Consider the following 13,214-nt stretch of genomic DNA (forward strand, 5'->3'; position numbering starts at 1 on the left):
TGTCAGCGGCTCCTCATCCCCTACTGTCCCGAGAACGCTACGCAATGTAGGTCTTACCCGGGTCGGGGGTGACAGTGACGCCATATCGCCTCTCGGCAAGTGGTCGCTCGCAGCGACTTTTCTGGTGTGGTACCCGGGGTATGCGCGCCACCGTCAGCCTCTTCAACAGCGGTCTATCCGGGGGTATTCCTGCGGGTGTGTCCGCGCAAGGGCGGCCCTGGACGTACCGGACCCCCGTCAGTGCGCGTCGTGGAACCACTGCTCGACCTCGGTGGGGATACGTCCGCGGGCGGCGATCTCGTAGCCCTGCTCGATCGCCCAGGCGCGGATCTTCTTCGTTTCACCCCGCGGCCGCTTCCCGCCAGTGGGGTTGCCCGTCCGGTCCGAACGGTGCTTGCGGCCGCCGACCCGGGTGGAGTGCGCGATGTAGTACTCGAAGGTCTCTCGAAGTTCCTTGGCGTGCTCGTCCTTCAGGTCGATCACGTACTCGACGCCCTCGACGGCATAGTGGATGCTCTCGCCGTCCTCACCGAAGGCGGTGCCGTCGATGTCGTCGACCATCTCTACTACGACCTTGCGTGCCACAGATTCCACTCCTCGAGGTCTTCGGTACGGACCAGATGACAGTACTGACCTGCCGCCGGTGGCTGCGGCGCTGGAGGTCACCCGGAAACGCGCGCATGCGGACACAGGGACGGTGTCAGCGAAACTCCGTAGGACCAGCGGCGACACGCCCGACGTTTGGTGGTCTTGTTAGGCTCAGCGATGCCAGCTGGCATCGCTGCTGGTCAGGGCCGCCGACATCCTCACCTGCGTCCTCGGGATCTGGTCTAACGTGCGCAGTCATGACGAACTTCCCCGCCCTGTACGGCGGCGCCCTGGAATCCGCCCCTGCTGATACGGAGTCAAGGCTGCCGACGATCGAAGGTGTCATCGAGTTCATCGGCCCGGGGGGGCCGGCTTTCTGATGATGCTGGGCGGGATCGCCGCCCTGGTCGGGTCCATCTCGTCCACGGGTGTTGTCGGCCGGATGAACATGAGCAACGAAGGCACATGCTCCTCGGCGGCCCGGGAACGTTCGTCACCGGATTCATGGCCTGCCGGCGTAGCGGCCCCCGGGCACGCGATCCCAGTGGCGACGGTGCCGGTGGTGCCCGAGAGTGTTGATACACCAAGAGTGAGCCTTGAGGGGGCGTGTGCGTTTCAAAGAGAAGCACCCAGAACTGTTTCGCCAGCTACATCCGACCCGCAATACCGGGGTCGATCTCGACTCGACCACGAACTCGTCCCACGAGATGCTGTGGTGGCGCTGCCCTGCCGGGCACGAGTGGCGCGAAACACCGCTGCAACGGCGCTCGCCCGCTGCGTGGAAGAACGGGGACCTGCACGCCTGCCTGTACTGCGTCGCTCCCGGCGCCATCGTGCACAGTTGCGGCCACCGGCGGTTCCAGCCCTCCGAATCCACCTTCCGGGTGCTCGCGCACCCGTGCCGCAAGTGCGAGGTCACCGAGCACGCACGCCTGATCCTCGACGCCCACGTCGAGTCGGCGGCCGCCACGGTCCGCCTCCTCGACGACAGTCCCCTCTACGCCCTGTTCTGCGCCAGGGCGGCCGATACGGTCGGGTGGTGGGATCAGATCTTTCCCCTGGTGGAGGCGTACTTCGTGCGGATGGTCAGCGTGTACGTCGCCATCGCGGCCGTCGAGCATCGACCCGCGCCCAGCTACCCGACATCGAGTCTGCTCGGCGCGTGCATGCTGCGCATCCTCGACGCGCTGCCGCCCCGCTACCAAGAGGAGATGCACGCGGCCGTGCCGGACGACGCCGGCCACTTCCGTCACACGTATCTTCCCGGCCACCACCACGGCGAGATCGGATGGGCGCTCAAGAAACTCGGCTTCGACATCCTCGACACACCCCTCCACGGCGATATCGAGCGACGCCTGCAATTCTGCGAGCAACAACGCTTCACCGCGACCGGTCAGCGGCCCCCGGTCAACCTCGCCGACAGGCACTACCCCTCGTTCCTGCACCTTCCCCGGGACCGCGAGAGCGGGGCGTCGTCCGAGCTGCGGGGCTTCCGCCCGAAGCAGCCCCCACCGCGCATCACCGCAGTCCGGGTCACGCTCGCCGAATCCTGCCCCGCCGATCCCGACGACCCCCTGGGCCGGACACACCTCGGCTACGCCGAAGGTCTCACGCCGCAGGAGTTGTGGGAGCGCGGCCGCGGGGTGTGGAAGCTACGTGCCGATCACGTCGCTGCCTCGACGATCACCCTCATCGTGTTCGACAAGACCGTTGTGCTGGTCGCGTCGATCACCGGACTGACCCTGCACCGCGGCGGTCTGGCCATTCTCGGTGAACCCGTTCCCGATCACCCTCTCATAGGCAGACCGGACCCCCTGCATACACCGAATCCTCTTGCCCATGGCGTCATCAAAGGTGACGTCGAACGTGGAGGGAGGGAGTCGGAGCACCGCATCAGTTCGTCATCGCGGCGACCCGCACCGATCCCACTGCCACGAACGGCGTCATAGCGCCGATGTCGTCAGGTCGCCGGATGGACGGGTCGAGCAGAACAACGGCCGCGACGAAAGCGTGCCACGGGCGTGTGCGACCGGTATCGCGAAGATCAGGCACTGGGTTCTTGCGGCCGTACCGGCCATCTCGCCACACCCGCGCGGCCTCGAACCGGCTGCGGTGGGGATGTGTTGTTACCGGCCATCTCTTCGCGGTGATCGGCACCGGCATCGTCGAGCGTGCCGTCGCCCGCCGCGGACTTCGGCGGCGCGGTCACGTCGTGTCCCCGGCGTGCCTTTGTGGCGTTTGTCGGAGCACCGGTTAGCTTGAGTCGCATCATGACCGCATACAGTTTCGGCAATCGCTGGGTCGGCGTCGTGGCGCTTGGTACCCCACCGCCTCCGGAGCCGTTGCACAAGATGGCGCTGCGCCTTCGCGCGAAGCTGCTGTCCCGCACGGTGTCCCTCGATCCGACCCTCGCCGTTCCGGTCGACACGTTTCTGCAGTCGCTGGCCCGGCTGCGGGTGCGGATGACCGTCTCCGGTCAGGATGCGCGGTCGCAGGAATGTCTCGATGTGGAACGCAAGTTCCGCGCCGGACGCACTCCGGTACTGCGGCCCTGGCTGAAAAGCGCACTCCTCGAGGTACACGCACCACGACCATCGCTACCGCCGGCGGCGAGTGCATCCGCCCCGACTGGGGCGCTGTCGGTCTCGACGGAAAGCATCCTCCCCACCGGGTGGGGACAGTCCTATCCCCAGGCCCCGCTGTCCCCGTGGGTGCCGCCGGTGCCGCCGCGGCTTCTGCAGGATCTGCAGAAGATGGACCTGGTCCTGGACGAGAACGCGTTGCTGTGGGTGCGGTGGGCGTGCTTGCACAGCAGCTACCTCCACGATTCGGTATCCGACAGCCCGATCAGCGCTGCGGTGCTGGATCTGCTGGCCACCCTCGGGCGGGGCTGGATGCGCCTGGCGATGCTCGACCGGGTCCGTGCCCAGCGCGGTGACCTGACCACGAATGTGGAGGTCAGCGGCGTCCTGGCCTCCGACCACCACGCCCGCGCCCTCCTCGCCGCCTGGACCAGCGACGTCCAGGCGGCGTTCTACGGCAAGGGCGAAGCAGCCCTGATCGCGGCCGGTCGGCCGACCTCCGCGCCCGAGGCGGTCGCGATGCAGATCCTCGGGGCCCTGTCGCTGGTCACCGCATCCCAGGCTCCGGCAGATGCGCTCCTCGAGTGGGTGTCGTTTTCCCCGCTGCGCCCGGAGCCTGAGTGGGTGACGCTGCTGAGTTCGGCGCTGAAACGCGAACCGGAGATCGTGCGTTCCTCATCAGGTCCGGACCACGACAAGAACTTCACCGTGACGGTGACGGCCAACGGGCTGTCAGCATCGGCCATCGGCAGATCTGTCAAGGCTGCTCGCAAGGCCGCGTCCCGCTCGTACGTTTTGCAGTACCTGCCTCACGCGGCACCAGGCGAGGCGCCCGGTCGTGCACAGATGCATCCGGCGCCGCGCCTGTACCGAGGCGACTTCCCGCAGCACGTACGTGCAGTCCGGTGGGCGCAACAGGCATTCGAGGTCGCCGACGCCGCGTGGATGAGTCAGGCACTGACCCACCGATCCTGGATTCAGGAGAACCGCGCGGTGGTGACCGAAGCGAACCAGCGGGACTACGGGGCTCTGGCCACCGAAGGCGCCGAAGTCCTGACCACCCTGGTACGTCATCACTATGTGCTGCAGACTCTGGGTGCCTCGTCCCGGCTCGCGACGACCGTGGCCACCCACCCGGCGGTGTCGCGCGAGGTCGTGCTCACCCTGTTCGACGCGATGCCGGTGGAAGCCGGGGTGCTCCGGTCGAAGGGCCTGCAACAGCTGAGCCTCGACGTCAAAGAAGATGTCACACAGGCCATCGCGGCGGTCGCGTGGCGCGCCAACGGTGACCTGCTCATGGAGCGTCAACCACTGACGGTGGCGAACTGGATCCAAGCTTTCGAGCCGCCCGTCGATTCGTCGACACAGCTGCAGGAATACTGCGCCCGGCTGAAGGTCTGCTACGACGTCGACTACGAACGTCGCGGCCCCGACCACCAATTGCAGCTGCGCGCGACGATCACCTTCGACGTGGAAGGCAGTCCGCGCTGCCGCGGCTCGTGGAGTCCCGGGAGGATCCCCGCGAGACAGGCCGCAGCAGCGGCAGCCCTGGGCTGGGTGTTCGGCCACGACGAGGCCGGTGCTCCCCCGACCGAGGATCGCCTGGTGCTGTTGCGCGCCCTGTTTCTCGCCGAGCTGCGCACCGTCGACCCCGAACGGCGGGTCCATATCGGCACCGACATCGTGGCGGGCACGCTCGGTGTCGATTTCCTCGCCGCCGCGGACTACGGCGGGTATCTGCGTTGGGCTCGTACGCGAGCACAGTTGGTCCCTGGCTCGGGGACCGCGATCGCCGCCCGTCTCGAAGGGTTTTACGAGGCGGTGTTGATCCAGCATCGCCGGGCGGCGGTGCGCCAGTGGAGTGTCCAGAACACACCGTTCCACGGCGCGGAGGTACTGCCGCCGAGTCCCGACGAGCACGTCCGCACCTGGCGCGCCGGACCGTACGCCGGTCGGCTGGCGCTGCTCGAAGACCTGCTGACCATGCTGCGCCGCACCGACCCGGTCACGGCCACCCTCGAGTACGTGCAGCGGCAGGCACAGACCGTCGCGGCTGCCGCGGGGGTCCCGCTCGACACCGAGCGCAGCAGCAGTGAGGACATTGGGCGGTCCGTGATCCTGCACCTTCCCGGCGCGCAGTGGTCGGACGCGTTCGAACCGGTTGTCGAGATCGTCGACAGCATCGTCGGAGGTGCGATCTGGGCCAGGGAGGACGAGGTCGTCTCGGTCACGATCCCGACCGCGCCGACCGTCGCCGACCCGATTTCGTGTGCCGGCCTCGATGCGGTGCAGCGGGTGTGGAACGACCCGTGGCTCGATCGGGTGCGCGATGCACTCACCGACGTCCTGCTACTGGCGGAATATTTTCCCGAATCCGAGGACGAACCCTCGTCCGCGCAGATCGAGGAACTGGCCCGCGCCGAATACGCCCTCATGCTGTGTCTGCGTACCAATGGCGATGCAGGCGGTGACCAGAACACATTAGGCTGCGAGCCGAAACCCGCTGAGACAACCGGATAGGCGTGGTGCGGTCGCGCCGAGCATCGGCGACGCACAGGAATCCCACAATCACGTCGACAGGTACAACGAGTTCGTCTACGGCTAATCATTTGGGCATCGCGACGGGCTGCGCGGCGGGGATCTATCACAGAGATCGACGACTGGGGCGGGTGGGGCTACGGAGGAGAACGGTGATCGCGTTCAGGCCTTCTGCCATCGAGTCGCTGTGCTCGAATCGTCATCGCAGGCGCTCATGAGCGGTACCACTGGTCATCCCAAAGGATCGCAGCAGCGTCGTTGAGGTACCGGGTCACATCGGAAAGTGCGTCGACGACGTCGGGCTTGTCCTGCTCGCCAGCCGCTTCCGTCACCGCAATCACTCGTCGGGACAGCGCGTTCAACTGCTCGCGCAGTTCCGCTATCTGCTGGTCGAGGGTCATGCAGACATCTTGCCCGACTCACGGCTGCAAGCATCGCCGACCTAGCCGATGAAAGGCTTGCCCCGCGGCCCTGGATTCAGGTTGCTCCACGGAATGGATGCCATGGACTGGGAAATCACCGTCCGGGACCTCCAGGACAAGCCGGCACGGAAGGGTCACCTCAGCGAAGAAGGTGCCGTCGCGCGGTACCTCGCCACAGGTGAAGCAAACTCTCCGTGGAAGTAACGAGCGGAGAATCGCCTTTAGCTGCTCGTGGGAGCGAAACCGTAGTAGTTGACTCCGTTCCAGTCGGTATCGACGACCATTACCATCCCTCCCTCGACCTCGAGACGCTCTGCAAGTTCATCCGGTTCACTGTCCTCAACATTCCCCGGAAACTGATCCGATAACCGAGGACTGATGTAGCCCCAAGTGCTAGCCGCCCCGTGATAGACGAACAACTAGGTCGAGTCACCCTCGTTTGGACCATCGTCCGATTCGGCCGCCTCACCGCTAAAAGGAGAATGAACTGTGCCGAGATAGCTGAATTCTATGACCGGAAGGGGCATTCACTGTTTCCTATCTGATCGCTGCTCTTGCTGGGAAGGACCTTGAGTCTAACCAGGTCAGGGCACCTCCTTCGGTGGCACTGATGTAGGCAAGACTAATTGCATGCCTCTTGTCTCCCAGCACATCCCCCGGATTGGGGCTCCTTGCGAACACGCGTCATCGGAGGTGGACGTCGGCAACTCGGATGGTCGGCCACGTTTCCCGGTCCGCGGGTCGATCCAACCGCCGCCGTAGGCCACTCGCCTTCGAGCATCGGCGTCTCGGAAACCTCCAACGCGGCTCCAGTTGGTCGGCGGTGTCGCCTCTTCACTCGTCGTATGCGTCGTTCGGACCCTGACAAGCGCTGGAAGCATCCGGTAGCAGTGCACGATCGCGTTCGTGCGGCGCGACCACGTCCGAACTGGTGGACGACCTCGAAGAACACGTCGCCGCCGAACACGAAGCACACGCGGCGCCCGGCAACGCGGCCGAGCGTGCCCACACCACCTCCAGCGATACCGACGACCAAATCTTCCACTACTTGCTACTCTAAGATCTCCAAGATTTGAAGATTGCAGTGAGGGCGGGCGACATGGGACGCAAGATTGAAATTGATGACGAGGTCTACCACGTGCTCGAACAGAACGTGCGTGGCTTTGAACAACCAAACGACGTACTTCGACGGCTACTCATCGCCGGCGATGTCGATTCCGGCGCTCCCAATGCAGAAGAATTATCTCATCGAGGGCGGCTCGCACCACTCCTTGATTCAGGGTTGGTTGCGATCGGTGACGAACTTCGTCATGAGCGTGTACGGAAGGGCCAGGTCTGTACCGCCGTGATTGCAAGCGGAGGACAGATACAGACCCCGAGGGGGATTTATAGCGCACCGTCGCCTGCACTGAAAGATCTGGTGGGATCTGAAATTGATGGTTGGCACAACTGGACCCACACGCGCTCGGGTAAGAGCTTGCGGGAGCTGCGAAATTCCTTGAAATGATGACGCCCAGGCGAGAGTTCCGAGAACCGATTGGGGCGTCTCGGAACTGCGCAAATAGTACACAGCGACCATGGGGTGAGGTTGGGTGAATACGGCGGTCACACCTATTTGAGCGCCCGGTTATACTCCGATCCTTTGAGTATGTGCCGTCACCGGGGCGGGATTCGCACCTCTTCGCGCAGGTTGCAGTAGAAAGTTCAGTACCCCTTGGTGCTGGTGGCCGCGGTCGTGTGACCGGCCCGGACAGGTGACAACTGTCCGCCGGGGACGCACTGAGCTTCATGACCTTGCTGGTGTTCACCGCGACGTCTACCGCCACGCCCCTGAGCCTGCCGTGATACGACCCGGCCCAGTGGCTGGCCAAGAACGTGGGCGACCTTTACGCGCCGACAGGTTGTCGGTCCCTTCAACTAATGTCAGACGGCTCGGCAGAGGTGGTTTTCGTTCTGCCTACGATCATGCTGTGAATGCGTCTCCCCGATGCGTCCACGACCAGTCGATTGGAGATGTTCGTGCCTGACGATGCATACCGCTTGTCGTTCACGACTGGTGGGCTGCTGCGGGCTGAGGCGGTTGCGATCGCTGGGTTGCTGGTCACTGAACCCGACGCGGCGACTGCGCGCGCGCGGGCGGTCGAGTTGAACCTCGTCCAGCAACGCACCGCAGCGTCGACCGCACGCGTGACGCGTGAGGTCGTTCAGCGCGTCGACGAACTGCCCCGAGCAGGTGTCGAACTGGTTGCGCACGGCTCAGTCGACGACTCCCGGCAGGTGATGTGGCTGGCGGCGTGCCTGCGCTACCGCTTCCTGCGCGACTTCGGTCGGGAGGTTGTTCGTGACCGCCTGTTGTCAGGGCGCAACACCGTGGAGCACGCCGACTTCGACATGTTCTGGAATCTACAGTCGTCCTGGGTGGACGCACTTCGGGACGCGGCCGACTCAACGAGAGTCAGGCTGCGTCAGAACACCTTCCTGATGTTGCGCCAGGCAGGACTCCTAGATGACGAGGGTCGAGTGCTGCCGACCAATCTTTCGCCGGGTGTGGCGGCTGTTGTCGCCGCCGCCGGTGATGAACTTCTGCTGAGCTTCCCGATCCACGATGCACAGGTGGCCGCGCTCGCCGGCCGGGACGGAGCATGATGACCGCTCGACCGACGGATGAAATGCCTCTCACGGCGCGATTCGAAATCGCGTACCGGGTCATGCGGTCATCGAGCTTCCTGGAGATGAAGGGGCAGATCGGCGAAGTCCCCTACTTCGTGCTGGCATACCGGCCGTCGGACGAGCCGAACGTCGCCGGCGAACACCGGCGGCTGGTCACGCGGCTGCGCACCGAGGGTATCGAGGTCTGTGACATCGACCTGTGGGAGTTGGCTACCGAATTGTGGTCCGAGACGGGGCAATGGGAGCAGATCCTTGCGCAGGAGACCGCGCTGCCGAAGGACATGTTCGGCGAGGCCGTCGGCAATGTGATTTCACCGCGGGAGCACCTGTCGCCCCGCATCGCCCGGATCGTCGAGGGACAGCAGCCCCGGCCGGGGGTTGTTCTGCTGTCGAACGTGGGGCGGCTGTACCCGCTGGTTCGCGCGCACACGGTCCTCAACACCCTGCAACCCCTGCTGGCGGATCTGCCTGTGGTTCTGGTGTTCCCGGGCACCTACCGACAGTCACCCACGCAGGGGTCGTCATTGGTCCTGTTCGATCGGCTCACCGACGACGACTACTACCGCGCTTTCGATCTACTGGAATTGGAGAACTCCTGATGCACATCGAGCAGATCCTCGCGAAGGACATCGATCGGCCGCTCGACGGTGTCGTCAAGGCGTCGAGTTCCGCTCAGCTCGAGACCGAGGTGCGCGAGTACGTCGTCACCGACGAAGTGGCGAAGCACCTGACCGACCTGCTGGAGGCGTACACACACCCGGGTAAGCCGGAGTCGAACGGTGTGTGGATCGCCGGTTTCTTCGGCTCGGGTAAGTCACACCTGCTGAAGATGCTGGCCTACCTGCTCGGTGATGTGAACGGGGCCGGGATCGCGCGGGCCGATGTGGTCGACGCCTTCCTCGACAAGGTACCCGGGCACGAGGCGATCCTGCGGGGCGCGCTGGAGCGGTCCGCCGCGATCCCGTCCCGCTCACTGCTGTTCAACATCGACGAGAAGGTCGACAAGAACGAGAAGAACCAGCCTGACGCGCTGCTGAAAGTGTTCGTACAGGTCTTCTACGAGGCTGCGGGCTACTTCGGGAAGACGCCCTACATTGCCCGCTTCGAACGGGACCTCACCGGGCAGGGGGTCTTCGATCAGTTCAAGGATGCGTTCGCGGGGATCTACGGGAAGCCGTGGGAACAGGGGCGTGAACTCGCCGTCCTCGTCGAGCCAGCCGTGGAGAAGGCCTACGCCGAAGCGACTGGTGCGTCGCTGGAGCGGCCCTTGACCGCGTACCGCGAGAACTACTCCGTGTCGATCGAGTCCTTCGCGGAGGAAGTCGCGGAGTGGCTCGACATGCAGCCCGAACCGCTTGCCCGGGTCGGCTTCTACGTGGACGAGATCGGCCAATTCATCGGTCAGGACACCAAGCTGATGCTGAGCCTGCAGACGATCGCCGAGTCTCTTTATGTCAAGTGTCGTGGCCGCGCGTGGGTCATGGTGACTTCTCAGGAGGTCATGGACTCCATCCTCGGAGACCGCACGAAGGAGCAGCAGCAAGACTTCTCGAAGATCCAGGCGCGCTTCGCGATTCAGCTGAAACTCGATTCGAAAAATGTGCGTGAGGTGGTGTCGAAGCGCTTGCTCGAGAAGACCACGGACGGGGCCTCTCGGCTGGGTGCTGTCTACGCCGCGAACGAGGACCGATTCCGCTCGCTCTTCGCCTTCCAGGACCAGCGGACTTACAAGAATTACTCGACCGTCGATGACTTCGTTGACACTTATCCGTTCGTCGACTACCAGTTCGAACTCTTCCACGACGCGATGCGGGGATTGTCGGACTTCAACGCCTTCACAGGCCGGCACGCATCGGTGGGTGAGCGGTCACTGCTCGGCGTCACCAGGGACATCGGGTCGGTGATGAAGGCCACCGACGTCGGTGCGCTCGCCACATTCGACATGTTCTACGACGGCATCGACAAGTCGGTGAACGCATCCGTCAAACAGAACGTCGCCACTGCAGCCCGCAACCTGGATGGGCCGGATAGGGACCTCGCGCTGCGGGTGCTCAAGGCGCTGCTCATGACCAAGTACATCGAGCAGTTCGAGGCCACCCCTCAGGCCCTTTCGGTGCTGCTCACGCCGGCGATCGAGACGAACGTTGCGGCGCTCCATGACGACATCGAGCGGGCCCTGCGCCTCCTCGAGAACAACACTTACGTCCAGCGTACGGGCTCGACGTACGCCTACCTCACCAACGAGGAACAGGATGTCGAGAAGGCGATCAAGAACCACGAACGCAACGACTCCGCGATCAGGAAGCTGCTCAACGAGGAGATCGTGAACGCCTCGGGAGTGGGCGCGAAGGTACGGCACGGCGTGACGGGCGTCGATCTGGGACTGGAACGGATGCTCGACGGAGAGCGGCAGGGCCGCTCGGAGGAGTTGAGCGTGCGCTTCGTGACCCCGTATAGCGGGCACCCACTGGAGGACGTCAAACACCACTCGATGGGTCACGCAGGGGCGGTGTTCGTGGTGCTGGACCTGAGCCAGCGCACCCGCGACGACATCGACCTGTATGTGCGGACCCGTGACTACGTGCAGCTGCAGATGAAATCGGCGCTGCCGGAGCCGCGTAGACGAATTCTGGACTCACACCAGCGCGCCAACGTGGAACGCCAGCGCGAGGTGCTCGGTGAGATCAGGAAGGCCGTCACGGCCGCTGATCTGGTGCACAACGGCAGTGTGCTCGACATCGGCGGCGGGCTCGCGAAGGACCGTGTGCAGGCCGCGCTGCAGGTTGCCATCGAGTCCCGGTACACGAGGATCAGCGAGGCGCGGGGCATCTCCACGCTCAAGGAGACCGATCTCGGGCGGATCCTCCGAGACGAGGCCACACTGGATCTCGACGTCGCTTCCACACTCGACACCCTCGCGAAGTCGATCGTGGTGTCCGTGCGCAACGCGAAGGTGCGCCAGATCGCATCGACGGTCGGCTCGCTGGTGGAGGACTTCGCCGGCCCGCCGTTCGGGTGGTCGATGACGACAGTGCTGGCGGCGATTGCACACGGGACGAAGTCGGGTCTGGTGCGACTGAAGCTCGACAGCCGGGTCCTGGTGCGCACCGAGATAGCCGAGGAGCTGCGCAACACCAAGAAGCACCGCCAAATCGCGGTGGAGGAGGTGCGTGCACAGGATCCGGCGAAGGTGCGAAAACTCCAGTCGTTCCTGGGCGACTACCGTGACACTTCCGATATGCCCTCCAGTCCTGAGGAATTGGTGGTTCGCGTGCGGTCCGCGCTTGGTGAGGACGCGGCCGAACTCGACGACTGGGCGAAGCTTCCGTACCCGTTCGGGGCGGCTGTTGCTGACGCGCTGACTGTAATTCGGTCCGCGGTGGGTCACGATGAGGACTGGTACCTCGACGGCTTCCTCGCCGACTCCGACACGCTACTCGACGTCAAAGAGGACGTGCTGGACCCGATCCGTAGCTTTCTGCGCGGACAGCAGCGCGGCATCGTCGACGATGCCCGCGTATTCCTGGAACGGCGGGGGGCGGAGGTCGACGACGTCGACTGCGGGGACGTCGAGGCCCTGCGGTCCGCACTTGAGAGTTCGACGTTCTACCGAGGTGTCCCACAGATCAAGCAGCTGCATCTGCGTCTGGTCGAGCGACTCAATGCCGCGGTCACCTCCGACCGGGAGGCATTGCGCAGCCTCATCGAGGAACGTCTGGAGTCGCTGCTGCGGGAGCAGGCGTTCCTCGACGCCACTGACAAGGCGCAGGAGCAGGCTCGGGGTGCGCTGCGGGTTGTTCTGGACGGCCTCGGGGCACACACGACTCGGGGGCAGGTGGCACTGGCCCGGAAGTCGTTCGACACCGCCTACCAGTCGGCGATCGAGGTGTTGATCAACTCGCCTACTGCGGAGTCGGAGGACGCATTCGGAGGTGAGCAGGGAGGGGGAGACACTCCCACACGTGACGGTGGCGGTGGAACGGCCGGGTCGAAGAGTGCCGGAAGGTCGAAGGGCGCTGCGAAGTCGACGGTGAGGCTGAGCGCGGTCTCAGTCGAGGATGTTCCGGCGATGCTCACGAGCCCTGCCCAGGTTGACCTGTATGTGCAGCGGTTGCGGGTCAGCTTGCTTGCTGCGATTGACGAGGGAAAGACGATCGTCCTGTGACCCGTGCACCGGAGACCTCGCCTCCTACTTCCAGACCGCGCGGATGAGGCGGCCACGTACCTGGCTGACTTCGACATGGCCATCTGGGTCCACGATCACCGCGACCAGTCGGACACCGCCTACGCCAAGTTCATCCCCGACCCTGGCGTGACGGGTCGGGTCTTCGCCTCAACCTTGCTTACTGGTGGCGCACACACCCTGCACCTGAACACCTGGCCGTAGGGCGCCCGCCGCACCGGACACCCAGAC

The 13,214-nt window shown here is 64.7% G+C and carries 9 protein-coding genes; 7 read left to right on the forward strand and 2 right to left on the reverse strand.

Annotated elements, in window-relative coordinates; all coding sequences use genetic code 11:
• Positions 1–237 precede the first annotated feature (237 nt).
• Positions 238–585: a histone-like nucleoid-structuring protein Lsr2 gene (locus ACLIVD_RS44095; protein ID WP_242324375.1), complete on the reverse strand. Its 348-nt coding sequence runs from the start codon at positions 583–585 to the stop codon at positions 238–240.
• Between the two features lie 611 nt (positions 586–1,196).
• On the opposite strand from ACLIVD_RS44095, the gene ACLIVD_RS44100 reads away from it, so the two are divergent.
• Both ACLIVD_RS44100 and ACLIVD_RS44105 read left to right on the forward strand, forming a co-directional pair.
• The gene (locus tag ACLIVD_RS44100; RefSeq protein ID WP_242324373.1) at positions 1,197–2,537 is read left to right on the forward strand and encodes a zinc-ribbon domain-containing protein; all 1,341 of its coding nucleotides are present in this window, start codon (positions 1,197–1,199) and stop codon (positions 2,535–2,537) included.
• A gap of 321 nt (positions 2,538–2,858) precedes the next feature.
• Positions 2,859–5,690 carry a double-stranded RNA binding motif domain-containing protein gene (locus tag ACLIVD_RS44105; RefSeq protein WP_242324371.1) on the forward strand — a complete coding sequence of 944 codons (2,832 nt, stop codon included), beginning with the start codon at positions 2,859–2,861 and terminating at the stop codon, positions 5,688–5,690.
• Between the two features lie 230 nt (positions 5,691–5,920).
• Here ACLIVD_RS44105 and ACLIVD_RS44110 read toward each other — a convergent pair whose 3' ends face one another.
• The gene (locus ACLIVD_RS44110) at positions 5,921–6,109 is read right to left on the reverse strand and encodes a hypothetical protein (RefSeq protein WP_242324370.1); all 189 of its coding nucleotides are present in this window, start codon (positions 6,107–6,109) and stop codon (positions 5,921–5,923) included.
• A 952-nt stretch (positions 6,110–7,061) separates the two neighbouring features.
• Between ACLIVD_RS44110 and ACLIVD_RS44115 the strand changes: the two genes are divergently transcribed.
• The 5 genes from ACLIVD_RS44115 (at position 7,062) to brxC (ending at position 12,965) form a co-directional block, all read left to right on the forward strand.
• Complete coding sequence (locus ACLIVD_RS44115; RefSeq protein WP_277932495.1) at positions 7,062–7,190, forward strand: hypothetical protein; 129 nt, start codon at positions 7,062–7,064, stop codon at positions 7,188–7,190.
• A 39-nt stretch (positions 7,191–7,229) separates the two neighbouring features.
• Positions 7,230–7,637, forward strand: a complete 408-nt coding sequence (locus ACLIVD_RS44120; RefSeq protein WP_242324368.1) for a restriction system modified-DNA reader domain-containing protein — start codon at positions 7,230–7,232, stop codon at positions 7,635–7,637.
• Between the two features lie 506 nt (positions 7,638–8,143).
• The gene (locus tag ACLIVD_RS44125) at positions 8,144–8,776 is read left to right on the forward strand and encodes a DUF1819 family protein (protein WP_242324366.1); all 633 of its coding nucleotides are present in this window, start codon (positions 8,144–8,146) and stop codon (positions 8,774–8,776) included.
• A 62-nt stretch (positions 8,777–8,838) separates the two neighbouring features.
• The gene (locus ACLIVD_RS44130) at positions 8,839–9,399 is read left to right on the forward strand and encodes a DUF1788 domain-containing protein (protein WP_491933885.1); all 561 of its coding nucleotides are present in this window, start codon (positions 8,839–8,841) and stop codon (positions 9,397–9,399) included.
• Positions 9,399–12,965 carry a BREX system P-loop protein BrxC gene (brxC, locus tag ACLIVD_RS44135; protein WP_242324362.1) on the forward strand — a complete coding sequence of 1,189 codons (3,567 nt, stop codon included), beginning with the start codon at positions 9,399–9,401 and terminating at the stop codon, positions 12,963–12,965. The genes ACLIVD_RS44130 and brxC overlap by 1 nt, the downstream gene beginning before the upstream one ends.
• Positions 12,966–13,214 lie beyond the last annotated feature (249 nt).

It is taken from the genome of Rhodococcus sp. G6(2025), from assembly GCF_058628105.1.